This window comes from Leptothoe sp. EHU-05/26/07-4 (assembly GCF_043421015.1).
In the GTDB taxonomy this organism is placed as follows: Bacteria; Cyanobacteriota; Cyanobacteriia; order Phormidesmidales; family Phormidesmidaceae; genus Leptothoe; species Leptothoe turfae.
The window spans coordinates 1,073,120-1,097,118 of record NZ_JAXSQV010000002.1 but is presented as its reverse complement, the minus strand read 5'-3'; the positions used below and the strand labels follow the sequence as shown (position 1 = coordinate 1,097,118).

The following is a 23,999-nucleotide window of genomic DNA, read 5'->3' as shown; positions in this document are numbered from 1 at the left end:
GTGTTTGCTAAGGCTGCCTCATAAGATTCTAAAGGTGTTACAAAACTTATGGTTAAAAGAATTTAAGCGCTCTAGAAACAGGTTGAGTCTAAGAAACTTTCTAATGTCTGAAAATCTACAGTATCTAGATCTTGAGGATAAACTATCACGCTCAATTTTGTTGTCACGAAGTCTTTCTTTGAAGCAGCAACGAATGAAATAACAATTAGCTTTATCAATGCTACTCGAGGAAGATTTGTACGAGCTAAATCAGAGCCAATCACTGGTATAGCAACTGGTAAGCCATGCCCTTTTATTCGCACTTGCTCCCATAAAAAACTAAGAGATTGCCAGATGTCATCGACCGTAGATTTAACCTTCAAGTCATTTCTCATGTAGCCGTATGCATTCAGGAAGTATCGTCTATCTGGTGATCCCAACGTGAGAGTTGTACCTATAGGATATCGCCATTGTTTACCTTTCCTCTTATTAAATTCTCGTATCCTATCAGCTTGTAGGGTCTCTAGTGCTAAATCTATCTCAGTATCTAAACGCTGCCGATCACCTTGATATATGCGTGTCAGAAATTGCCCTTGAACACTAGATGGCTTTATTACTTCTCCTAACTCTGTATCAAAAACATCATTGACACCAATCACTAAATGTCCAGATTCATCGAATAAGTCACCAATTTTTATTTCCACTTTTGTATCTGGAGAAGATAAAAATCTATAAATTGATCGACGAGGGAAATTAAGAATAACTGCAAATAGTAAAGATAAAGTAACAAGTCCAAGATACCCCCACCATCCCCAATCTAATAACTCGGGTAGAAAAAGGCCTGCTGGTTCTAAAAATAACCATATCAAACCAAAAATACTCGCAAACGTAATTCCTACACGTTGAAGTTTGACAGAGATTAACAGTTTAAGAAACATCACCTATTACACTAGTAGATTAATTAACTAGCCTCTAACTACTGAGAGTACAATTCCCTGTAACTTCAAGGACGGTAGGATTTTTGTTAGCGTATATTTTTTTTCTTGTTCCTCGAAACCTAATAGGCATCGTTTTATTTTTGATAGGCCCCAACTCTAAGATCAGAACACTTTCGACTATCTCGCACATCTTAAGGTTGTAAACTGCCCATAACCAAGCCTTTGGCAAGAAAAGTTTTGATTGTGTATTTAATTGTTTCCAGAGCTGTGGAAAAACTCCTTTGTCAAGGGTAATTGAATGATTATCAGAGTCAGTGTATTTAACAGGAAAATAATTGCTAATATTCTTTGGAAGTGGTTCCCCTAGAAGAATTAGACGGGCACGCAACTCAGCAATCTGGTCAGCAGTATAACCATTGAAACCCATATCCATTAGAGAATTACTGTGCGAGTGCTGATTTGGAGTCAATGTAATATTAAAGATACTTTTACCAGCAGTTGATTCGGTCGTTACAGAGGAAACTGTCATAACTCCAGCTTCATTGGAATCGGAAAACGAAGTGTACCTTTGGCTAAATGAATTAGCTGAATAATGTGCTTTCAGTACAGCAGCTTGTTCTGTATTTCTGGGTGCAATTTTAAGAAGAATATTTCGATCTGCATCTGTAATACTTGACTTGGCCTGGAAAAATTTTCCATCAAGCATTATCCAATTCGAAGGGCTCTTTACAGCTACCGTACTTTGTGAGGTTTTTCGTCTAGCGGCAGATGTTTTTTTAGGCGTTGCTGCTGCTTTACCACGAGTATTGCTAGATTTCTTTGTGGACTTTAACTGAACAGTTTTTCGAGTCGCGCCTTTAGAGCGAGATTTTGGTGTCTTTTCTTCTCGTTGATTCAGCCAACAAGTTAAGTGTTCACGTAACTTATCACGAAAATCAGCAGGAGTTTTATACTCTCGGAATAACCCTTTTGTTCGAAATTTGTCTCTGAAAGCTAAGACTTCGCTTCTTTGTTTCAACTTTTCTTGCGTATCGAGATTGGCTGGCGATTGTCGAAAATAAAACCAAACATCAGGCTTCTTTCTGCGAATTAAAGATTTAACTGCTCTAGCAAATTCTTCCACTGTTCCAGACTTCGCTCGTGGAGTCGGTGTTCCAATTCGATTCCACATAATTCCGATGAACAGCTCATAGTCATGCATTCTACCAAATTGCTCATTGAGTATGGCCTGACCGTCTTTACCGTAGCCGGGGAAAGCATTATCTGAGCTGACAACCTCAAGTACGAGTCCTTTAGGACCAGCAACCGTTCTATTAAGTTCGCCTACTACTGAAGTTACATGCTTATGCTCAGTACGTACATCACTTGGTGAGGCAAGAAAAATCTTGAGCTTTTCTACTTGCTGCATTGAAACTGCTCTGACGTAAGTTTTCAGACTGGAACCCTGTAAATATAAACTAGAAATCTATTTATTTCCTCCGTTTCGGACGACTAAACTTTGCCTGCAAATCCGCCAAACTAGCTGGTTTTGGTGCAGCCTTCTCCACTGCCTGCTTCTTACTTGTCCTTGGTGCCGCCTTCCCTGCACCACCATCCACCGCTTTCATACTCAACCCAATCCGCTTTAACTCCTTATTAATCTCCATTACCTTCACCTTCACCACCTGACCCACTTGTACAACCTCTTTCGGGTCCTTAACAAATCGATTCACCAACTGCGAAATATGCACCAGCCCATCCTGATGCACGCCAATATCCACAAACGCTCCGAAGTTTGCCACGTTGGTAATCACCCCTTCCAATACCATGCCTTCCTTCAGGTCTGAAATCTCATTTACTCCCTCCTGGAAGCTCGCATAGGTAAACTCCGCTCGCGGGTCCCGCCCTGGCTTCTCCAACTCTTCCACAATGTCCCGCAATGTGGGCAAACCAACTGCATCCGTCACATACCGTTGCAGCTCCAGATTCTCCAGGTTCAAATCACTCAAACCCTTTTTCCCATCCACTCCTTTATCCTTCAAAATTGTTGTAGCAATGTCATAACTCTCTGGGTGCACTGCCGTGTTATCCAACGGATTCTTTCCATCCCGAATGCGTAAAAAGCCCGCACACTGCTCATAGGCCTTCGGCCCTAACTTTGCCACCTTTAACAACTGTCGCCGATTGTTAAACGCCCCATTTTCATTGCGATAGGCAACAATATTATTGGCAATGGCCGAACTAACCCCCGATACATAGGTGAGTAATTCGCGGGAAGCAATATTCAAATCCACACCCACATAGTTCACACAGCTTTCCACTGTGGCATCTAGCTTTTGCTTGAGCTGTTTTTGGTCCACATCATGCTGATACTGCCCGACACCAATGGACTTGGGCTCAATTTTTACCAGTTCCGCCAGCGGGTCCTGCAGTCGTCGAGCAATGCTGATGGCACCGCGCACGGTGATATCGAGATCGGGGAACTCTGCGATCGCAACCTCACTGGCTGAATAAATTGATGCCCCCGACTCATTCACCATCACCTTAATCGGCTTTGGATCTACACCTTTAATCACCTCCGCAACAAATGCATCGGTCTCTCGGCTAGCAGTACCATTGCCAATGGCAATCAGCTGAATATTGTGACGAGAGATCATCTCTGAGAGAATCTTTGCCGCACTCTCCTGTTTACCCGTATGGGGAAAGATCGCCTTATACTCCAGAAACTTCCCAGTTCCATCAATCGCTGCCACCTTACAGCCGGTGCGAAAGCCAGGGTCCACTCCCAACGTTGGCTTCATCCCTGCTGGGGCTGCCAACAACAGGTTTTTGATATTCACCGCAAACGTATCAATCGATTCGCCATCGGCCCAGGTTTTTTTCTCTGCAATCACCTCATTGGTGAGAGAGTTTTTCATCAACCGAGAGAAGGCATCTTTAATCAGAGTTTGATAAAACTGTCGCACCTTGGCCTGCTTAGTGCGGATCTGGCTAGTCTCTAAATGGTTAAGAATTTGGTCTTCATCACCGGTGAGATTAACCTTAAGGATGCCTTCTTTGTCACCCCGCAGCAGGGCCAGCAAATTGTGGGGAGCAAGCTTTGCGATCGCACATTCATACTTGCGATACATCTCATACTTAGTGCTGCCCTCGGGATAGTCCGGCTTAATTTTCGAGCTAAATACCCCCGTTTTTAGCAGCGTCTGCCGCACATAGGCCCGCAGATCCGATTGCTCTGCAACGCCCTCTGCCAAAATATCCGACGCCCCCTGCAACGCTGTTGCTGCATCGGGCACATCGTCCGTGATAAAGTTAGCCGCCAGATCTTCCAGCGATTTCACGGCTTCGCCAGTTTTATTGAGTTGAGCAATCTGCTGGGCTAGCGGTTCTAGACCTTTTTCACGGGCTATGGTGGCACGGGTACGACGTTTAGGCCGATAGGGCAGGTAAAGGTCCTCTAGCTCAGTTTTGCTGGTACAACGCTGGATGCGATCGCGTAATTCATCCGTCAGCTTGCCCTGGCCTTCAATCGACTCCAACACCGTTTGCTTGCGGTTCGTTAGCTCCGTCAGATAGGCAAACTGCTCTTCGATCTGCCGCAGTTGCCGTTCATCCAGTTCCCCCGTCTTTTCCTTACGATAGCGGGCTATAAACGGTACCGTTGCCCCCGTTTCCAGTAGTTCTAACGCTGCCTCCACTTGAGCGGGTCGAACCGATAGATCCTTGGCAATGACGGGAGCAAACTGCATAGGGAGTTTCTAAGAAAATAAGTCGCCATGATTATAGCGAGTCATACTTGCCCCCAATCGTCCTTAATTGCTATACCGTGAAACTACAGATGCTGTCCCAGAGTTATGAAACGACCCGTAGGTGTGACAATTTTGGCCATTATTGATGGTTTACAGGCCATATTGCTAGGTCTGATGGGGATTGCTGCCTTTTTTCTAAGCAAAATAATTCTAGAGCAGATGCGTCTAGAGCCTGAGATGTCGGGGCTATTAGAGCAACTGCCTCCAGAGGTCATAGAAACGTTTCCTAAAGTGATGGGGGGAATATTTCTAGTGCTGGCATTGGCGAACGCTGCGATCGCAATTGGCCTATGGGCGCTACAGTCATGGGCCTGGTACTTAAATCTAATGCTGCAGGCCCTGGGTATTTTTGGCAATTTAGGGGGCCTACTGATGGTCAACCCCATCAGTTTGGCAGCTGTGGCCTTTAGTGGCTTCTATATCTATTACTTTTTGCAACAACCTGTCCAAGAAGCCTTTGGCGTTCGTAATGTGTTTTGAAAAAATGTCAGGAAATCCTATGGATTAACATGCGAGATTGATATAGAAGAACAATATCTTTGTTGAGTTTGCACATCTGAAAATCAGGGATTTGCATCTTTTTACATCTTCATGTGTCCATTCTTAAATGCTGTCTCAATTGTTTCAAGAGAGATCACCGTTTCATATTCAGAGGGTGATTGTGTCGGTTGCTATTAAAAAACAGTGAACCAGATCCCTGGTTCACTGTTTGTCGTTGTTGATGGTGTTGCGAGAACTATTTCACACCAGTTGCGATCGCCTCTGGTTTCTCATCACTATCTTCCTCTCGACCCAGCCCCGTTAGCCGCCTTAGCAGAGAGCCAATACCTTCATTAAACTGAGCGATAAAGGTGAAACATACCGGCACCACCACCAGGGTGAGTAGGGTGGCTGTCGAGAAACCACCAATAACGGCAATGGCCATGGGGCTACGGGTTTCACCGCCAGCACCCCACTCCATGGCAATGGGTACCATGCCTGCCATGGTGGAAATAGAGGTCATCAAAATTGGGCGGAGTCGTGTCAGACCCGCTTCAATCACCGACTGCCGGAGGGCAATTCCTTTTTCTCGGGCCATCAGGGCATAGTCCACCAGCAGAATTGAGTTTTTGGTCACCAGACCCATTAACAGAACGATGCCGATCAAGGCAAACAGCCCCAAGGGTTTCTGGGCAATCATCAGTCCCAATAGTGCCCCACCAATACACAAGGGCAGAGCGACCATCACCGCAAAGGGATAGATAAAGCTGTTGTACAGCAAGACTAGTACTGCGTAGATCATGACAATCGCCGTCGCCAGGGCAATACCAAACCGGCTAAAGACTTCTCGCATGATTTCGGCATCGCCGGAGGGTTGTTGAGAAACCCCTGCGGGGAGATTGACAAAGGAGGGAAGGGCATAAACTTGCTGTAACCCTTGACCCAGGGTGATGCCGTCTAAGTTGGCACCAATGGTGACCTGCCGGGAGCGGTCTAATCGATCAATCTGGGCTGGGCCACTGCCAAACTCGATGTCGGCGACGGCAATCAGAGGAACCAGCTGTCCCTGGTTATTGAGAACCTTGAGGTTTTCTAATGTGGATAGGTTATTGCGAAACTCTGAGGCTAGCCGTACCCGAATAGGAATCTGGCGATCGCCCACATCAAATTCCGCCAGATCAGATTCGGCATCGCCCAGTGTGGCCAGGGAGGCGGTGCTGGCAATGTCTCTGACTGTTACACCCAAGTCAGCTGCCCGTTGCACATCAGGGCGAATCAAAATCTCGGGCTGTACCAGGTTGGCACTGGAACTCACCTCCACCAACCCAGAAATCTGGCGCATTTCCTGGGTGAGGGCATCGGACGTGGCCTTTAGAGCCGTAGGATTGTCACTGCGCAAAGTCACCTCCAGGGCTTTACCGCTACCACCCGCGCCACCCTGGTTTTCAAAACTAATGCGAGCACCGGGAATCTGTCGTAGCACCTGGCGCATATCGTTTTCAAACTGGCCTCGCGATAGGCGTTCTTGTTTGGGTTTTAGTCGAGCTACGGCTGAGGCTTCGGCGGGCTCTTGGGAAATGTATACGCTATCTACGGCGGGATTTGCTTTAAGCCGATCACTCACGTACTGGGTAACCAGCTCTGTTTTGGCCAGGGTACTGCCCGGCGGTAGATCGATGGCCAGGCTAGATAAACCCGTGTCACCGGCGGCAAACAAACTGGTGGGAATAAACCGCGACAACATCAGGCTGGCAATGAAAAAGCCAATGGCTAAGCCTACCGTTAAAATTCGATGGCGCAGTGCTCCCCGCACCAGTCGAAAGTAGGGCAATAGCCCCTTGGGTACGTAGATATTTCCAGCTCGGTAGCCATCGGCTTGACCGGGAGACTTTTCTTGCACTGGTTTTGGCTTCAGCAAATAGGCCGCCATCATGGGGGTCATCAGACGGGCCACCAAGGTAGAAAACATGGTGGAGACGGCTACGGTGACGCCAAAGGGCTGGAAAAACTGACCGGGCACCCCACCCATAAAGGCCACGGGCAAAAATACGGCCACAATGGTGGCCGTGGTGGTCACCACCGCTAACCCCACCTCAGCCGTAGAATCCATGGCCGCCCGCATGGGACGTTTACCCATGTCGATGTGCCGTTCTACGTTTTCGATTTCTACAATGGCGTCGTCCACCAGGTTGCCGACCGCCAGGGTGAGGGCCAGCAGGGTCATGCTGTTGAGGGTATAGCCCAGGGATTGCAGAACAATAAAGGTGGGGATAATCGAAAGAGGTAGGGCGGTGGCGGTAATTAATGTGGTGCGCCAGTTGCGTAGGAAAACGCTAACAACAATAACTGCGAGTAGTGAGCCAATAATGAGGGCATCAATGGAGGCTTTATAGGAATCGCGAACGTCGGTGGCACGGGTGTAGATCAGGTCAAATTCGACGTCGTCGAGGGTTTCGGTAAGGGTTGCGATCGCATCTTGCACCCCATCTTCCACCGTTACTAACAGACTGCCATTGCTGCGAAATACAGAAAACGACACCACCGGCTGATTGTCTAAATAAGCCGATTGCCGTTTTTCACCAAAGTCATCCTCAACGGCTCCCAAAGTATTTAAAGGCACCGTATTGCCATCGGGTAGGAGAATACCCAGATTCTGTAGACGTTCCACCGTGGGTGCACTACCCAGTGTGCGAATGCCCTGTTCCTGGCCCAAAATGTCGCTGCGACCACCGGGCAGGTTGATATTGGAATTACGGATCTGATTGTTGACCTGGGTAGCAGTGATACCGAGAGCGTCTAGCTCATTGGGATTGAGATCGACGATAATCTCGCGATCCACCCCACCAAACCGGCGTACCTGGGCTACACCTTTTACCGACAGCAACTCCGTCGCAATGGTGCGATCCACCAGGTCACTCAAATCCTCCACCGATCGTGTTCCAGAACTGACCGTATACGTCAGCATCGGTCCGCCTTCAAATTTGAGACGTCGTACCTGGGGTTCCTGAGCATCTTGAGGCAGTTCAGCCCGCACTCGGGTGACGGCATCTCGCACATCGTTGGTGGCCTGTTCCGTATCCACCCCCAGGTCAAAACTGATCACCGTGGTGGAATTACCATCGGTTACCGTCGAGCGCACATTGTCGATATTGCCAAGGCCAGAAACCGCATCCTCCACCGTTTTGGTGATCTGGGTTTCCATCTCTTCTGGACCGGCTCCCAGCTGATTCACCGACACAATGACTGCCGGAATATCAATATTCGGGTTGGCATCAATGCCTAACTGGGTAAACGACAACCAGCCTGATAAGGTCAGCACCAAAAACAACACCAGCGTCGGCACCGGTCGACGAATCGACCACTCAGAAATATTCCAATTCATGGGTTAGTCTCCGATTATTCCGCTGGGGTGGTTTGAGTTGATGGGTCTGTAAAGGGCGATGACACAACAGATACCGGATCGCCTGGTTGCAAATAGCTTGCCCCCTCCACAATCACTTGGGTACCCTGATCTAGCCCCGATAAAATTTCCAGTCGTTCCGGCTGATTGGCGGTTGCCGGGAGTCGCGCTCCAACGGTGACGGTGACCAGCTCTGCCGCTCCTGATTCATCCACCGTAAAGACCTTAAAGGTGTCGTCTGCCTGGGGCAGTATCGCCGTCGCTGGCAGCACCATGCCGGTGCGTTGACCCGTCATGAATTCGGCCTGTAGAAACATCCCTGTGCGTAATTCGCTATTGGCCGACAGACTGACATTGACCGCTGCCTGGCGAGTTTGTTGATCGATTAAAGGTTCAATAGAACGCACAGACCCCGATATCTTAATTTGGTTGTTGGTTGAGGCGGTCACCATCACCGGAGTGCCGACCTGAATATTAGACAGCTGCCGTTGAGGTAGATCCACCACTAATTCCAATAAACCGTCTTGGACCATGGTGAATAGAGCGGTGCCCGTGGATGATGTATCCCCAACCGTGGCCTGTCGCTCAGCAATTTGACCAGCCGCCGGGGCTGTGACGACGGTTTGGCCTAACTGGGTCTCTAGGCGGCTAATCTCGGCACCGCGACTGTTTACGGTGGCTTGGGCACTTTGGACTGCGGCTTTGGCCACACCGACGGCTTCGCGAGCCGTAATGGCTTCAGTGCGGCGGCTGTTTAACTCTTGTGAACTAATGCCCCCTTGTTCGTAGAGGGTCTGGTAGCGGTTAAAGTTTTCCTGAGCTTCGGCAGCCGTTGCTTCTGCCTGGGCCTGCTCTGCCCGCTCTTGCACCACCTGTGCTTCTGCCTGGGCATAGTTGGCCTGAGCTTGAGCAATCTGAGTTTGCAGTACTGAATCATCCAGAACGGCTAACACTTGTCCTGTACTCACTTGATCGCCTGCGCGCACTCGCACATCACGAATCTGCAAGCCACTGACTTGGGGAGAAATCTGTAGTAAGTCAAATGCTTGTACGGTTCCCGTAGCTGCTAAAGACTGTTGAATATTGGCCGATTGCAGCCGTTGTGCAGTCACACTGGTAGCGCCAGATGGATCCACCGTAGTGGCTGCGGCTGGAATTTCTGCTGGCTCAGATGCTGGCCGTGATAGCAGTCTCCCTCCCACAAAGGAAACCCCAATCCCCAGCAGTAGTCCCAGTCCTAAACCCCGTATCCCCACCAGGGCAGAGCGCTGCTTGGGTGAAGCATTAATCAAAGCAGCACCATTCGCATACTGACCATTGGTAGATTCTTTGAGTTGAGGGTCGTCTTGAAAATTTCGATACGTCACAGCCTAGAAAATACCAGTACAACTAAAGGACAACCCTGTTTACAGGACCCCCTGTAAACAGGGCCCCTGTTTATCGGATGCCTGTATAAGAAATCTGACGTTGCTGAGCCTGGGAGGCTTGAATCTGAAAAATAACGATCCGGGGCAATGCAGACAGAGCTATGTATCCCCTAGATCAGCAACAGTAGAAATCTTTAACAAATGTAAACCTGTTGCCATTATGGCGTATCCTTGCATGACTTTGATCACAGCCAGTGACAGTTTTATTTGGCACCCTAACGTCAGGCATGGGGCAAAATTTCTAACTATACTGCCGCCCATGTCGGCATCAGGTATCTATCCGCGATATGCCAGTCAGTGTCATGGCGTGCTGTGTAGCTTAGTCAGTGCATATTGAAAAAATGCGCACCTGCGATCGCAGCCAGACAATCCTTGCCCACACCCTGGAGTTCTTTTGTAGAGAAGACCTCGGATATAGCAGTGGGATCAGGCTGGGAGAGGCTGTCAATATCTAATTTTAAATTTTTGTCAGTAAACCATATGCAACCTGCGCTGCGCATACATTCCGTTACAGTACCTTTGGCTATATAAGGGTAGCCCTACGGTGTGTTAGCGTTAGCTCAGCTTTAAACGCAGTGCCCTTATTTCCTCCCATAAAAGCAGCCCTTACCATGTTCAATGTCACCGAGATTCTAATCGCTGATTTTGTTGAAAAACTACGTCTTGGCTATCGACGCACCTACGGTGGGCTGCACCATGACTACGAAGAAATTATTGCTTGGGCTGGCAGCATGGCCCTTGAAAATATTGCCAACAGCGATGCCCTGTACCACAATGTCGAGCATACTATTTTAGTCACACTGGTGGGTCAAGAAATCCTCAGGGGTAAACATACCCGCGAAGGAGGTGTCACCGCTGAAGATTGGCTGCACTTCATCATTTCCCTGGTTTGCCATGACATTGGCTATGTCAAAGGTGTCTGTCGTGACGACCTTGACCATGAACACCTATATGCCACGGGCCATGGCGATATGATTAAACTTACTCCCGGTGCCACTGATGCGGCGTTGACACCCTATCACGTTGACCGTGGCAAGCTATTTGTCGCAGAACGTTTTGGTAACAATGAGCGGATTGATGCTAAACGGATTCAACATAGTATTGAACTCACTCGCTTTCCAGTACCTAAAGAAGAGGACCATCAAGACACAATTAACTATCCAGGGTTAATTCGAGCAGCAGATTTAATTGGTCAGCTGAGTGATCCCCGTTACCTCAAAAAGATCAGTGCCCTATTCTATGAGTTTGCCGAAACGGGTCAAAATAAGGAGTTGAAATATGAAACTCCCCACGATCTGCGCCGTAACTATCCTAAGTTTTACTGGGGAGTTGTTCACCCTTATATCCATGACAGTCTACGCTATCTAGCTCTAACTCAAGAGGGGAAGCAAATTATTGCTAACCTTTACTCCAACGTCTTCATCGTTGAATATGAGCAGGATTTGCTACCCCTGTGATGGCTGTCTCGTGCACCACCTGTCATAGAGTGAGCAAGGTGTTGTACGCAATCGGAGCATAGGGAATAGATGGAGTCCCAACAGCTGCCACTGATTGGGTGGCGTGAGTGGGTGAGGCTACCTGAATTTGGGATCACCAGTGTTAAGGCAAAAGTAGACACAGGGGCTCGTTCCTCGTCGATCCATGCCATCAACATTGAACAGTTTGATGCCGGTGGCATCCAAAAAGTGCGATTCCAAATTGCTCCGGTTCAGCATGATGATCGGCAGCTGGTGCAAGCCGAGGCAAAACTCCTTTGCCAACGGACGGTGACGGATTCCGGTGGCCACACAGAAAAACGCCCTGTGGTGCTCACCGCTGTATCTCTTGGCGGTGCCACCTGGCCCATTGAGCTTACCCTTGCCAATCGAGATGTGATGGGATTTCGTATGTTGCTGGGGCGTCAGGCCATTCGCGATCGCTTCTTAGTCCACCCTGGTCATTCGTTTTTGCAGAGCAGTCGGAGGCTGTCAAAGAGTGAAGAGTCAATATAGGAGGAGGTATACAGTAGGAATTTTGAATTTTCAGTGATCGCTGTTTTGCTGGTATGAACCTGGCCAGGGGCGTGTACTCAACACTCAGACCTCAGACCTCAGCATTCAAAACTAAGAACTTTTCCCCATTCTCCATCGCCAATTGCCCTCTCCAACCTCACTCTATGGAATCATAGATTAAATAGGTTTTTCGGTGCCTTTACTCAGTTTGCGCTTCCTATGAAAATCGGTGTGCTGTCCCGTGATGCGTCCTTGTACTCCACCCGCCGGCTATTGGAAGCAGGCAACAAACGTGGTCACCTGATGAAAATCATCGATCATATGCGTTGCTACATAGAAATAACAGCTGATAGTCCTCGGTTAATTTATCAAGGCAGACCCCTGACCGATATTGATGCGGTGATTCCACGTATTGGTGCTAGCTACACGTTCTATGGCACCGCTGTTGTGCGCCAGTTTGAGATGATGGGGGTGCTCAGTGCCAACGGCTCTGATGCCATTGCGCGCTCCCGTGACAAACTACGTTGTTTGCAATTGCTTTCTAAGGAAGGGGTGGGATTACCGGTCACCGGATTTGCCCATTCCACTAAAGATACAGAGGGAGTCATTGAGCTGGTGGGGGGAGCCCCGCTCGTGATTAAACTGCTGGAGGGTACCCAGGGAATCGGTGTTGTTTTAGCAGAAACATACCAGGCGGCAAAGTCTGTAATTGAGGCGTTTCGCGGTTTGGATGCCAATATTTTGGTCCAAGAATATATCAAGGAAGCCAAAGGCCAGGACCTGCGATGCTTTGTTATCAATAATCAGGTCGTGGCATCCATGAAACGCCAGGGAGCGCCCGGTGAATTTCGCTCTAATATTCATCGGGGTGGCAGCGTACGCCGTGTCAAACTCAGCAATCAAGAGCGAGATACTGCCGTTAGGGCTGCCATGGCCATGGGGCTTAAAGTGGCGGGTGTGGACCTGTTGCGGTCTAGCCAAGGACCTGTTGTCATTGAGGTTAACTCTTCCCCCGGACTAGAGGGCATTGAGCGGGCAACAGATATCGATATTGCCAGCAAAATTATTCAGTATCTAGAACAACAATGGCGAATCAAGCGCAAAGCTCAGGAGGAGAAAAGGAAATAGCGGATGAAGAGCTTTAAGTTGTGAATTTTAAGTTTTGAGCTGCTGACCTTCAATCCGTTGCGACCAGTATAGGTAATTCAGTCACTCAAAACCAAGTAGTTAAAATTTCCCCTAACCGGCTCAGGGCAAGTTATTGACTGCCCATTGCCCATGCCCCACGCCCTATTCTCCCTGCCACTCCCCTTCCATCTAGTTCGATTAAGATTTACCATCAGATACGAAACAATTCGCAACACTGAAGGGACAAGAGTCATGCCCAAGGCAACTTGGAATGGGGCTGTGCTAGCCGAGAGTGACAACTGTGAGGTGGTTGATGGGAATCAATATTTCCCACCTGAGACCTTGAATATGGACTATTTTAAGCCGAGCACTAAGACTACAACCTGTGGTTGGAAAGGGGTGGCGAACTATTACACCCTTGACGTGGATGGCCAACAAAACAAAGATGCTGCTTGGTACTACGCAGACCCTAAGGAAGCGGCTAACAATATCAAAGGTTATGTTGCTTTCTGGCGCGGTGTCACTGTAGAGGTTTAATTCTGTGGGGGATGTTGTTATCAGCTTTGAAGCAGGCTGGCTGCTCCAAGGCTTATGGTGCTTATTGTCTTTATTGCTCGTAGAGATGGTGCGAGATACCTACCATGTGGTAGGTCATCTTTGGCCACCATTTATTCAACTCCATAATTGGCATCACAAAGTCTATCGTAAGGACTATTCTGTTGTGAGCGATGAGCTGTACCGTAAGGCTCAGCTTTATAACGATGTGCCTGAGGCGCTGGTGATGATGGCGGTGATGGCGTTGTTGGCGCTCTTCACTCCCATATGGGGATTTTGGTTAGGATTTCTCTATGGTGCTGTTTTCTTGATCGCAGCGCTGTTGAGATCGCAAGGGTTTCTTCGTAGCACGGACCTGACCCACAAGCCAGGTCCGTTCAATGCGCCACCTCGGGTATGGTTTGTTAACCGTGCGTATCACTGGCGGCATCACTTTGATGAAACTACTGCCTACTATTCAGGCTACTTCACCCTATCGGACAAGCTTATGGGTACGGCACTGTCTCTCAAGGGCAAAACTGTCGCTGTGACGGGGGCCTCTGGCACCCTGGGACGTGCCCTAATTAAACGTCTGGCTGCCCAGGGGGCAAAGCCAATCGCCATCAGCCGAGCGGCGGATGCTGTTATTGAAGGGGCTGTTAAGGTCATTCCCTGGCGTTCAGGCCATGAAAACGAACTCAAGGAGGCCTTAAGCCGAGTAAATATCCTGGTAATTAACCATGGGGTCAATGTGCACGGTGAGCGGTCGGCAGATGCGATCGCCAAGTCCCTTGACGTGAACGCGCTCTCTGCCTGGCGATTGATGGAGGTATTTTTAGAAACTGTGGACAATCGCTTAGGTCCTGCCACGAAAGAGCTGTGGATCAATACCTCTGAAGCTGAGGTAAATCCTGCTTTCAGCCCGCTATACGAAACATCAAAACGTCTGCTAGGAGATCTAATCACCCTGCGCCGTCAAGATTCACCCTGTGTGATTCGTAAACTTGTGCTGGGGCCATTTAAGAGCCAGTTAAACCCCGTGGGTGTGATGTCGGCTGACTGGGTTGCAGGCGCAATTGTTGCTTTAGCTAAGCGAGATATTCGGAACATTATCGTCACGATCAACCCGATTACCTATGTCATGTTTCCGATTAAGGAAATAATGCAGTCGCTCTACTTTAAGCTGTTCTCTAAGGGGGAGAATATTCGGTAATTGGAAGGGGTGGAGGTTAGATTCTGAGGTTATTGGTTATTGGTTATTGGCTACTGGTTGATGGCTATTGGTGACTCCGCAGACACAATGCCATGTCGACAGCTAACTAATAACCAATAACCAGTAACACTCCCCTACTCCTTTCCCTTCGTAACCTGTTTAAGCTTCTGTTTAAGCAATAACTTAAAAAACGGTAAATCATCTAGTAAATAGCGTTTCCACAAGCGTTTAGGCTCAGACATTAGTCGATATAGCCACTCAATGCCTAAACTGCTCCACAATTGCGGTGCTCTGGGTTTGTTGCCTGCTTCAAAATCTAAGGCGGCCCCGACCGCCATAAAGATTTTTACCTTGGGCATATGGCTACGATATTTTGCGATCCATAGTTCTTGTTTAGGCGCGCCCACCCCCACAGCTAAAACCGTAGCTTCTGAGGCGTTAATAATGTCAATGATTGACTGGCATTCAGCCTCATCTTTTTCAAAACCGAAAGAAGGTGAGTGGGCTGCAATCACCATGTCTCGTCCAAACCTGGCATTAATATTCACTTGGGCTTGTTTGGCAACACCTTTGGCACCTCCCAGGAAGAAAATTGTGATGCCTGGGTTGTTGCGGTGATAATCGCAAAACAAAGGGAGTAAGTCAGACCCTGATATCTTTTCCTTTAAGGGTTTGCCCAACAACTTAGATGCATACATCAAAATTTGACTATCGCATACCTTGTAATCTGCTTGGCGATAGGCTTCCTGAAATTCAGCATCGTCCTGGAGCTTCATCAGATGATCCACATTCGGTGTGAAAATCACGCCTCTTGTGAGCTCTGCTAAAAACTGACGCTGAGAGATATTATCAATTTCCACCCCTAAAATTTCGACCCGCTCGCGCAGTCGTGCACGCTGCCGCTCAAGCATTCCAGCCGCTGTGGAAGTTAAAACAGCGACGCGAAACAGACGCTTATAATCAGAGGGCGTAGGCCTCTGTAGAACCTGCTGACTCATGGGAACTTAGGGAAGTGCACTGACTAGAATGTTCCCCAGTCGCCGGTAAATGTCACCTGGCAGTTTCCTAGTTAAAATAATTGGATGTTTGATGCAAATTAGGCGTCACCGTCATTCATTAATGCCCGAGGTACCTGTTTAGGCGCATCGGTTGCTTGGGTAATAGGGAGATTGAAATTAGCCTGAAGGACCTTGTGACCCAGGGTATTATTCATATGAGGATTAGACGTTTGGCACTATGCAGCGTTTGCACGCTAAGTATTGACTTATGTAAAATCCTCAAGGGCTAGGTAATCTGACCCGCCACTGGAATGCTCATCCTAAGAGCATTTTACCCTGAGAACTATGGCCTCGGTAAACACCCAAGAGAGCGTGACAATGCCCAGCGTAACCGATACAGCTTTTTACGATACCACTATTGCCTTCCGTCGTTTTGATGAGTGGCTACTTGGTAATTTTGGCGAAAAGATGACAGTGGGTGAGCGACTTCAGGTGGCCGCATCATTGACAATGTCCGCTCAAATCAGTGCTTTGACAGAAAGTGTGTCAGAGATGGATTTATCAAAAATTGAAAAATCCCTCAAAGAAATTGGAGTAAATATAAAACCCTAATAATTTTGCTATCTATTAATACGATTAAACTGGGCCACATTGATAGACAAAATTAATTTTTAAATGTCATTTGTTTAGGCATTTTTCTTTATTTTGTTACCTTTAATACGAAATGCTGGTCGATGCCCGTTCAGCAAAAAGGCCCCGGCATATTCCAGGGCCTTATTTAAGGCTATCGACGCTTGGAACTTAATAGCTTGGGCTATTACCGACGAACGGCTTTGAACGGTACATAGGCCTTTTCAGCGTGATAGAGATGGCAATGGTCAATGATGCTGCGCATAAATTTCCAGGTGAACTTTTCCTCACGAATATGCACCCGGTCTCCCCAAGCATCCTTCAAGCTTTGGTGAGCCATACGCAGGTTATAGGCTGGGATACCTGTAGAAATATGGTGGGGCACATGGACGCTGATATCGTGGCATAACAATTCGATCCATTTAGGGTAGTCGCAGTGAACCGTACCGGCCAATTGAGATTCCACTTCATTCCAGGTTTCCTCAGGATAAAACTGGATATCAGGCGCTGTATGGTGTACCAGCGTAAAGGTGCTCATCCAGAAGTGATAGCCTATCCAGGGCATCAACCAGAACTTGACCCAACCCCAAACACCTAAGGTGGCAATCATTGTGGGGAAAACAATAGCTGCAAATATAACAACGACCGCAATGGATACTTGAGCCTTACGCTTATCCCGCTCAGCAAAGTTATTTAGATTAAAGTGAATGCCGGCCCAGTGAATAATGGAAGCCAGCCACCAAAGACGTCCACGCATTAGCCAGTAAGCCGTCTGCATGAACTTGCTTTCTGATGTATAGGTATCGATAGTCCAGGGATGCCAAGCGTTATCGACATCTTGCTTATTGGTATGGCGATGGTGATGGTCGTGGAGTAGTCGCCAAGGGTGGAAGGGATAGATTAGGGGAGCAAAGGAGATGTAACCAACGATGTCATTAACCCAACGACGTTTGGCAAAGGACCGATGACCGCAGTCATGCCCGATGACAAACCAACCCGTTAGAGCTGTACCTGCAAAGAACCAGGCAAAAGGGAGCAAAAACCAAGGTGATAGGGCGATCGCAATATACCCTAAAATCGTCATTACAACGCTTAGACCCACCTGTTGCCATGCCTTGCGAGAATTTTTCTTAAAGCACTCCTTCGGTATGGTGTTGATCACATCTCTCAGCGTTACATTAGCCAACGGCCCATCAGAAAGCCGATCGGTTGATAACCTATCAAGTGTTGCGGTCATAAAATTTTCCACGCTCTGAATTGACAATCGTCGTTGCAAACTACCGCCCAGGTGGTGCTGGGACGTTTTTGGTTAGCAGTCCTCAGCAGCCATTTACAACGCCACTAAAAAGCACACTACAACCGGAAACGGCTGCCATGCGCCGGACCAACCCCCCTGCAACGGGGAGGGCAGCTCTGCTTAATATTTGTTAGAGCTGCTTAACAAATTGTTTTGATTCTACTATGGCGTGGTTGCGTTCTCAGATGAATTGAAAGGTGTCAATGGAGTTCCTTTGAGCATTGAATATAAATGCCTCATTGTTTAATTCGGTATGCCACAAATCAATAAATATGTAGTAAGTAATGCCTATCTTGGTCATCCCTAACTTAGGGGGTGATTGCATCAGGTGACCACAGTCAAACCCCTAGGACTTGAAAAAAGCACAGATGACTTGGGTCGCAATATCATCGGCTACGGGCTGACCATCACGGCGGATATATTCATGGGTATGGCAGTTATACCGACCCATGGGACGACGGGTATCGTCTACCTGCACCACAGCTCGGTACTCCCAGTAATATTTAGCACTCCGGGTGATTTTTAGAACACAAACCTGGTGATTATCCACCGTTCGGCATAAGGGTGCTGCCTGGATAGCTGGAACTAGCAACAAGTTGAATAACAATACTAGGCCCAGTAATTCTCCTGCCAAACACAACTTTTTTAACATGGTTAACATTAGGTCAGCACAACTTACCGATGGCGGATTTAACGCACCAATGGATGTTTAGGACCATCATAGGAGACCTGCAACAACAAATCAGCATTAGTATGCTGACCTTGGTCAATGGAGAGCTGAGCTAACTCTGCGAGAACTGCCCGCCAACCATAGGAAAAAATCATCTGTTGCAGAGCATGGGTGAGGTTGTTATCCATAAAATTTAGAGACTTTCTTTAAAATCCTTTAAGACTTTTTGATGATAGGGCTCTCAAAATCACAAATGCATCCGTAGGGTTAAGGATACGTCCAGGTGCGATTTTATAAGTGAACATTCCTGTGTATTGCGGAGAATGGGCCATGGCTTACTTGATAGGATGAGTACTTTCACGTAAAGCAAAAGCGATGGTGTTAGCCAGACAATATTTGGGTTCTGTATTGATCGGTGGTTTAGTTGCGATCGCAGCCTGCGGTGAACCCGTCACAACCAACTTTGCCACCACCGACTATAGTGCTAATGCCACCGTTACCTATACCTGGCAAGTACGCTACAACCGCGCCGACGGTCGCGATCGCCCCAACGACACCCGGCTCGAAAAGTTCGCCTCCACTTCCTTAGAAAACCAAAATGGTGTTCGACCTGGCCTGGCCGTTACCGGTCCAGATAACGAAGGTCTCTGGTGGCCCGAACTTCCCCCCAAACCTACCGTGGATGATGTTGAAGCTCGCCAGGGCGAAAACGAGCAGCCCGAATCACCTGAGCTGATCAAATCCGTTGACTATACATTGACGGTGGATCAACCCGGACAGCAGAAAACTCTACCCACTAGCTATAAGGTCTACCGTCAAGCCGTTAAAGCCCATGCGGATCAGAGACCGCTGGAGGTGATTTTGGGGCCGCAGGATGGGTCGGTGATTAATGTGAATGTGCAATAGGTATGTGCTGCAACGTTACAGTGCCCCTACGAATCAAAAAATTGCGGATGTACGAACTGGTATCCTGCCGCCTTAATCTTTGCATTCGAAACCTTTGCATTGTACGCTCTTGCACTAGGCTGCGATGGATCCCAGTGCACTGGGGCTAAATTGTAGCGATCGCACACCTCATTAATCAATTCCTTAACCGTTGGAATCTCATCCTGCACTACGTTATAGATGCCTGAGAGGGCGTGCGATCGCACAAAATCAATCGCCCCCACAATGTCATCCCGATGAATCCAATTTGCCCACTCACCGCCCGTGCCCGGTCGCGTCTGACCCGCTGCCCGACTATAAATCCTCTCCAATGTCCGGCCCGGTCCATAGATTCCTCCCAGCCGTAACACACATACTTTTACCCCCCCTAAGCCCAGCAATGTCTGTTCCGTCTCCGCAATCACCTCACCATTAGCTGTTGCAGGCTTTACGGTCGTCGCTTCAGTGACCGTTGCCCCCTGATGCTGACCGTACACAGAGTACGTACTTGTATATATAAGATGCTGCACCTGCGTATTCGGTAGCACCTCCGCCAGGGTCTTTGCCGTTCCCAGGTACGTCTCTTTGTAGTTCGCCCCGCGCTTTGACCCCACGCATACCAGCACCACCTGCTGATCCACTAAACAATCCTGCACCGCCTCTGGCTCCGTTCCCCTGAACACCCGTACGCGATCCGCCACAGTTTGTAACTCTTCGACACGCTCTGGGCTGGTCGTCGTCACCGTTACCCTCAGGCCCTGCTGCTGCCACAGTCGAGCCACCTCCTTACCCACATAGCCACAGCCAATAATCGTTGCATTTATGACCATACAACCGCTCCCATCCACACTAGATCCGTTACATTAGAATACTGATTCAGCGCATCACCCGGCCGCCGTTCCCCTAACCCACTGCCACAATGACCACACCAGCCGATTTCCTCAGTCAGCTCAACGCCGCTCAACGTCAGGCCGTCGAACATTTCTGTGGACCCTTGCTTGTGGTCGCCGGGGCCGGTTCTGGCAAAACCCGTGCCCTCACCTACCGCATTGCCAACCTGATCCTCAACCACCGTGTGGACCCCGAAAATATCCTGGCGGTGACCTTTACCAATAAGGCCGCCAAGGAAATGAAAGAGCGCATCGAAAAGCTGTTTGCCGAGCAGGAAGCCCTCGGTCGCCACGGGCAGCCCCTACACCTGCTGCCCGACTACGAGCAAACCCAGCTGCGCTCCTACGTCTACAAAACTTTTATTAAAGACCTGTGGATCGGCACCTTCCACGCCCTCTGTTCCCGTATCTTGCGCTTTGATATCGAAAAATACCAAAGCCGTGCCGGTCATCGCTGGACCAAAGCGTTTACAGTTTTTGACGAATCCGATGCCCAGAGCCTGGTCAAAAATATCGTCGTCAGTACCCTCAATCTGGACGACCGCAAGTTTAATCCCCGCTCTGTCCGATACGCCGTCAGCAATGCCAAAAACCAGGGTCTCGATCCTGACGAGTACGAGAAGGAGAACCCCAACTTTAAAGGGCGCGTCATCGCTGATGTGTATCGCCATTACCAAAAGGGACTGGCCCAAAACAACGCCCTCGACTTTGATGATCTGATCCGCATTCCGGTCTTGCTGTTTCAGCAGAACGAGCAAGTGTTGGGCTACTGGCACCGCCGCTTTCGCCATATGCTGGTGGACGAATATCAGGACACCAACCGCACCCAGTACGATCTGTTGCGGCTACTTGCCACCAATAATGCCCCCACCACAAAAGTCTTTGAAGACTGGAATCAGCGATCTGTATTTGTCGTTGGTGATGCCGATCAGTCTATTTATTCTTTCCGTGCTGCCGACTTCACCATTCTGATGAACTTCCAGAGCGACTTTGGTGATGGGCTATCGGATGACGACACCCGTACAATGGTGAAGCTAGAAGAGAACTATCGCTCCACCTCGAACATTCTCGAAGTCGCTAACCATCTAATTGAAAACAACACCGAGCGCATCGATAAAGTTCTTCGAGCCACCAGGGGCACAGGGGAATCTATCTTCTGCTATAAAGCCGACGATGAACGAGCCGAAGCGGACTATGTTGTGAGCCAGATTCGCATTTCCATAGACAAGAATCCTGAGCTAAAGTGGGGAGACTTTTCGATTCTGTATCGCACCAACGCCCAGTCTCGTTCTTTTGAGGAGGTGCTCACCCGCTACAGTGTGCCCCACAAAGTGGTGGGTGGCCTTAAGTTCTATGATCGTCGTGAGATTAAGGACGTCCTCGCCTATCTACGACTCATTGCCAATCCAGCCGATACGGTAAGTCTCAAGCGGGCGATCAACACACCCCGACGTGGCATTGGTAAAACCACCATGGAGAATCTGGAAAAGGCCTCTGGTGAGTTAGGGATGCCCCTGTGGGAAATTCTGTCGGATGACACATCCGTAAAAACCTTAGCCGGTCGTGCCAGTAAGTCAGTTAACCGCTTTGCCACTATGATCCAGGGCTGGCAGCAACGGGTAGAAACCGTGCCTGCTTCAGAATTAGTGCAGGAGGTGATCGAAGACTCTGGCTATATTCGGGCTTTGAGAGATAAGGGCACTGATGAAGATCTAGATCGCATCCAGAACGTTAATGAGTTATATAACGCCGTCATCCAGTTTGAAGAAGAGAACGAAGATGCCACATTGCTGACATTTTTGGCCAGTGCTGCGCTGAGTTCAGATATGGACGATGATAAGCAGAGCAATGCAGTTTCCCTGATGACGTTGCACTCATCGAAGGGATTAGAGTTTCCAGTGGTGTTTGTGGTGGGGATGGAACAGGGGTTGTTCCCGAGCTTCCGATCATTGGATGATGCCGCCGCCATCGAAGAGGAGCGACGCCTCTGTTATGTGGGTATTACCCGCGCTCAGGAGAGATTATTTCTGACCTATGCGCGGGAACGGCGTTTGTACGGGAATATGCGAGAGATTGCCACACCTTCAATGTTTTTAGGCGAACTGCCGGAGGATTACATCCTGGCCAATACGGCGACGGCGCTACCTCGATTAGAGTTGACACCTAAGCGCACAGCACAGCTCAAAAATCCTGAACCCAAAGTACAAAAGCCGGGAACCCATGAGGATGATTGGGGTGTGGGTGAAAAGGTCATACACGGTGCCTTTGGCGAAGGCACCATCACTCACATTTTTGGTGCTGGCAATAAGATTTGTCTAGCAATTAAGTTTCCTGGCTTAGGTAAAAAAATTATTGATCCAAGAGCAGCTACATTGACTAGAGTTGAGTAGCTAGATTGCACAAGTTGTAACAGAGATGCGATTTCACGATGATTTTAGTCATAGACAGGGCACCAACAACGCCTGATGAATTCATGGATTGGTATCCAGAGAATTTAGAAAATCGTTATGATTTAAGGCAAGGTGTGGGTCATCACAATACCTAAACCACGTAGAGAACATTCCAGGCTAGTGGGTGATTTAGCCTATGATCTAGGTACTGTCTTTCGACAGGTAAACCCAGCCTATTTTATTCCTAGAGAATGTATTATCCAAAACTCGAAATGGCAACAACCAACTTTAAACATCATAGGTAGAATCGTTTACTTAAAAGGCTCTGATCTGTAATTGTCGACTATCTAATTGTCTGAATACTAATGCTTCGATACTGTCTCAGAGGAATAGGCCTTAAAAAGTATGTGTCTGAAATTCCGGCAGAACAATATCGGTCTTTAATTAAGGCTCAGACTGATTTGCTTCAAGCAATGTTTATTGAAGAACATCTGAACTTAGTGCTTGATAATTATTTTGAATTTGAAAACGAGCTCATAAAAATTAGCCTCAAGAATGCTATATTCCCAGAAAACTATTCTGAACAAGAAAAATTTGAAAATCCTTGGTGTGCAAGTGTCGAAGAAGTTTTTCTAGTAAATCGTAGAGTTATTAATTTATTGTCAAGTGGTTCTCTGTACGTAAGTGTTCTAGAACACGCTATCCATAAAATTTATTCTAAGGACTCTCAAAAATATCAAATAGTCAAAAAATTAACTTCTCAGGAATATGATTCCAATCGTCCTGGCTATCGGGTAATCTGTGCTCTTCGAAATCATTCTCAGCATTACGATATTCCCTTTCAACAGCTAACAAACGGAATCAGACGTGTAGAAGAGCAGTCTAAAGTTTTCAGGAAAATTTCTACTGCCCCTAAAATCATGCCTAAACAGCTCAAAAACAATAAAGAATTTAAAGCGAAAATACTGAAAGAGTTAGAAGATATGGGCGAATTAGTTGAACTAACTCCGTTGATAAGACAGTATATGGACTCGCTAGGTAATATCCATCGTAGTATTCGTGATGCTATCACTCCTGATCTATTACCCTTAGAATCAATTTTAGCCAAAGAACTCCAACAACATAAGAAACGCACAGGATGGAAGGAGGGTTTGCAAGTAATAGTGGTCAACGAATTAGATAAAATTGTAGATTCTACCAATATATTTAATGACTTTGTTCAGCGTCGAAAAATGTTGGTTTTTAGAAACCACAACATGCATTTCTCTAGTAGATTTGTTACTAGCGAGTCTTCAGATTTTTATGCTTAAACACATGGAAAA

Annotated in this window: 20 protein-coding genes; 10 read left to right on the top strand and 10 right to left on the bottom strand. The window is 48.0% G+C overall.

The features are described from left to right. Window positions 1-71: 71 nt before the first annotated feature. From U2F10_RS06455 to U2F10_RS06445, 3 genes are all read right to left on the bottom strand, one after another. Window positions 72-917: a macro domain-containing protein gene (locus U2F10_RS06455; RefSeq protein ID WP_499871370.1), complete on the bottom strand. Its 846-nt coding sequence runs from the start codon at window positions 915-917 to the stop codon at window positions 72-74. Between the two features lie 34 nt (window positions 918-951). Continuing rightward, window positions 952-2,325, bottom strand: a complete 1,374-nt coding sequence (locus tag U2F10_RS06450; protein ID WP_499871369.1) for a DUF4062 domain-containing protein — start codon at window positions 2,323-2,325, stop codon at window positions 952-954. Between the two features lie 61 nt (window positions 2,326-2,386). Further along, the gene (locus U2F10_RS06445) at window positions 2,387-4,645 is read right to left on the bottom strand and encodes a Tex family protein (protein WP_499871367.1); all 2,259 of its coding nucleotides are present in this window, start codon (window positions 4,643-4,645) and stop codon (window positions 2,387-2,389) included. A gap of 105 nt (window positions 4,646-4,750) precedes the next feature. On the opposite strand from U2F10_RS06445, the gene U2F10_RS06440 reads away from it, so the two are divergent. Beyond that, window positions 4,751-5,185: a hypothetical protein gene (locus tag U2F10_RS06440; RefSeq protein WP_163695726.1), complete on the top strand. Its 435-nt coding sequence runs from the start codon at window positions 4,751-4,753 to the stop codon at window positions 5,183-5,185. A gap of 256 nt (window positions 5,186-5,441) precedes the next feature. Here U2F10_RS06440 and U2F10_RS06435 read toward each other — a convergent pair whose 3' ends face one another. Beyond that, entirely contained in the window at window positions 5,442-8,567 is a 3,126-nt protein-coding gene (locus tag U2F10_RS06435; protein WP_499871365.1) for an efflux RND transporter permease subunit, read from the bottom strand. 14 nt (window positions 8,568-8,581) lie between these two features. Then, window positions 8,582-9,952, bottom strand: coding sequence for an efflux RND transporter periplasmic adaptor subunit (locus tag U2F10_RS06430; protein WP_499059974.1), 1,371 nt, complete (start codon window positions 9,950-9,952; stop codon window positions 8,582-8,584). 671 nt (window positions 9,953-10,623) lie between these two features. Between U2F10_RS06430 and U2F10_RS06425 the strand changes: the two genes are divergently transcribed. From U2F10_RS06425 to U2F10_RS06405, 5 genes are all read left to right on the top strand, one after another. Beyond that, window positions 10,624-11,469: an Npun_R2479 family HD domain-containing metalloprotein gene (locus U2F10_RS06425; RefSeq protein ID WP_006519745.1), complete on the top strand. Its 846-nt coding sequence runs from the start codon at window positions 10,624-10,626 to the stop codon at window positions 11,467-11,469. A gap of 69 nt (window positions 11,470-11,538) precedes the next feature. After that, window positions 11,539-12,003 (top strand): ATP-dependent zinc protease family protein, encoded by a 465-nt coding sequence (locus tag U2F10_RS06420; RefSeq protein WP_163670764.1) that lies wholly within the window; start codon window positions 11,539-11,541, stop codon window positions 12,001-12,003. A gap of 219 nt (window positions 12,004-12,222) precedes the next feature. Further along, window positions 12,223-13,131, top strand: a complete 909-nt coding sequence (gene rimK / locus U2F10_RS06415) for a 30S ribosomal protein S6--L-glutamate ligase (RefSeq protein ID WP_499871363.1) — start codon at window positions 12,223-12,225, stop codon at window positions 13,129-13,131. 252 nt (window positions 13,132-13,383) lie between these two features. Further along, a complete protein-coding gene (locus U2F10_RS06410; RefSeq protein WP_163670761.1) occupies window positions 13,384-13,668 on the top strand; it encodes a DUF427 domain-containing protein in 285 nt (94 codons plus the stop codon). Between the two features lie 4 nt (window positions 13,669-13,672). Further along, on the top strand, window positions 13,673-14,878 hold the full coding sequence (locus U2F10_RS06405) for a bifunctional sterol desaturase/short chain dehydrogenase (protein ID WP_499871362.1): 1,206 nt from the start codon (window positions 13,673-13,675) through the stop codon (window positions 14,876-14,878). 134 nt (window positions 14,879-15,012) lie between these two features. Here the strand turns inward: U2F10_RS06405 and U2F10_RS06400 are convergent, their stop codons facing one another. Next, on the bottom strand, window positions 15,013-15,876 hold the full coding sequence (locus tag U2F10_RS06400) for a WecB/TagA/CpsF family glycosyltransferase (protein WP_163670758.1): 864 nt from the start codon (window positions 15,874-15,876) through the stop codon (window positions 15,013-15,015). 345 nt (window positions 15,877-16,221) lie between these two features. Between U2F10_RS06400 and U2F10_RS06395 the strand changes: the two genes are divergently transcribed. After that, on the top strand, window positions 16,222-16,488 hold the full coding sequence (locus tag U2F10_RS06395; protein ID WP_006519751.1) for a hypothetical protein: 267 nt from the start codon (window positions 16,222-16,224) through the stop codon (window positions 16,486-16,488). Window positions 16,489-16,693: 205 nt separating this feature from the next. Here the strand turns inward: U2F10_RS06395 and U2F10_RS06390 are convergent, their stop codons facing one another. The 3 genes from U2F10_RS06390 to U2F10_RS06380 all read right to left on the bottom strand — a co-directional run bounded on the left by U2F10_RS06390 (window position 16,694) and on the right by U2F10_RS06380 (window position 18,661). After that, on the bottom strand, window positions 16,694-17,743 hold the full coding sequence (locus U2F10_RS06390; RefSeq protein WP_163670756.1) for a fatty acid desaturase: 1,050 nt from the start codon (window positions 17,741-17,743) through the stop codon (window positions 16,694-16,696). 406 nt (window positions 17,744-18,149) lie between these two features. After that, the gene (locus U2F10_RS06385) at window positions 18,150-18,455 is read right to left on the bottom strand and encodes a hypothetical protein (RefSeq protein ID WP_163670754.1); all 306 of its coding nucleotides are present in this window, start codon (window positions 18,453-18,455) and stop codon (window positions 18,150-18,152) included. 38 nt (window positions 18,456-18,493) lie between these two features. Then, a complete protein-coding gene (locus U2F10_RS06380) occupies window positions 18,494-18,661 on the bottom strand; it encodes a hypothetical protein (RefSeq protein WP_163670752.1) in 168 nt (55 codons plus the stop codon). A gap of 187 nt (window positions 18,662-18,848) precedes the next feature. On the opposite strand from U2F10_RS06380, the gene U2F10_RS06375 reads away from it, so the two are divergent. Beyond that, the gene (locus tag U2F10_RS06375) at window positions 18,849-19,379 is read left to right on the top strand and encodes a hypothetical protein (protein ID WP_499871360.1); all 531 of its coding nucleotides are present in this window, start codon (window positions 18,849-18,851) and stop codon (window positions 19,377-19,379) included. Between the two features lie 26 nt (window positions 19,380-19,405). Here the strand turns inward: U2F10_RS06375 and U2F10_RS06370 are convergent, their stop codons facing one another. Continuing rightward, a complete protein-coding gene (locus U2F10_RS06370) occupies window positions 19,406-20,221 on the bottom strand; it encodes an NAD-dependent epimerase/dehydratase family protein (protein WP_163671865.1) in 816 nt (271 codons plus the stop codon). 95 nt (window positions 20,222-20,316) lie between these two features. On the opposite strand from U2F10_RS06370, the gene pcrA reads away from it, so the two are divergent. After that, complete coding sequence (pcrA, locus tag U2F10_RS06365; RefSeq protein ID WP_499871358.1) at window positions 20,317-22,677, top strand: DNA helicase PcrA; 2,361 nt, start codon at window positions 20,317-20,319, stop codon at window positions 22,675-22,677. 407 nt (window positions 22,678-23,084) lie between these two features. Continuing rightward, window positions 23,085-23,987: a hypothetical protein gene (locus U2F10_RS06360; protein ID WP_499871356.1), complete on the top strand. Its 903-nt coding sequence runs from the start codon at window positions 23,085-23,087 to the stop codon at window positions 23,985-23,987. Window positions 23,988-23,999: the final 12 nt, after the last annotated feature.

Bases quoted from the DNA above. Each gene is read 5' to 3' on its own strand.
- U2F10_RS06380 (WP_163670752.1), bottom strand. From the start codon at position 18,661: ATGGATAACAACCTCACCCATGCTCTGCAACAGATGATTTTTTCCTAT.
- U2F10_RS06390 (WP_163670756.1), bottom strand. From the start codon at position 17,743: ATGACCGCAACACTTGATAGGTTATCAACCGATCGGCTTTCTGATGGG.
- U2F10_RS06400 (WP_163670758.1), bottom strand. From the start codon at position 15,876: ATGAGTCAGCAGGTTCTACAGAGGCCTACGCCCTCTGATTATAAGCGT.
- pcrA (WP_499871358.1), top strand. From the start codon at position 20,317: ATGACCACACCAGCCGATTTCCTCAGTCAGCTCAACGCCGCTCAACGT.
- U2F10_RS06410 (WP_163670761.1), top strand. From the start codon at position 13,384: ATGCCCAAGGCAACTTGGAATGGGGCTGTGCTAGCCGAGAGTGACAAC.
- U2F10_RS06420 (WP_163670764.1), top strand. From the start codon at position 11,539: ATGGAGTCCCAACAGCTGCCACTGATTGGGTGGCGTGAGTGGGTGAGG.
- U2F10_RS06425 (WP_006519745.1), top strand. From the start codon at position 10,624: ATGTTCAATGTCACCGAGATTCTAATCGCTGATTTTGTTGAAAAACTA.
- U2F10_RS06385 (WP_163670754.1), bottom strand. From the start codon at position 18,455: ATGTTAAAAAAGTTGTGTTTGGCAGGAGAATTACTGGGCCTAGTATTG.
- U2F10_RS06445 (WP_499871367.1), bottom strand. From the start codon at position 4,645: ATGCAGTTTGCTCCCGTCATTGCCAAGGATCTATCGGTTCGACCCGCT.
- U2F10_RS06375 (WP_499871360.1), top strand. From the start codon at position 18,849: ATGGTGTTAGCCAGACAATATTTGGGTTCTGTATTGATCGGTGGTTTA.
- U2F10_RS06435 (WP_499871365.1), bottom strand. From the start codon at position 8,567: ATGAATTGGAATATTTCTGAGTGGTCGATTCGTCGACCGGTGCCGACG.
- U2F10_RS06450 (WP_499871369.1), bottom strand. From the start codon at position 2,325: ATGCAGCAAGTAGAAAAGCTCAAGATTTTTCTTGCCTCACCAAGTGAT.
- rimK (WP_499871363.1), top strand. From the start codon at position 12,223: ATGAAAATCGGTGTGCTGTCCCGTGATGCGTCCTTGTACTCCACCCGC.
- U2F10_RS06440 (WP_163695726.1), top strand. From the start codon at position 4,751: ATGAAACGACCCGTAGGTGTGACAATTTTGGCCATTATTGATGGTTTA.
- U2F10_RS06455 (WP_499871370.1), bottom strand. From the start codon at position 917: ATGTTTCTTAAACTGTTAATCTCTGTCAAACTTCAACGTGTAGGAATT.
- U2F10_RS06395 (WP_006519751.1), top strand. From the start codon at position 16,222: ATGGCCTCGGTAAACACCCAAGAGAGCGTGACAATGCCCAGCGTAACC.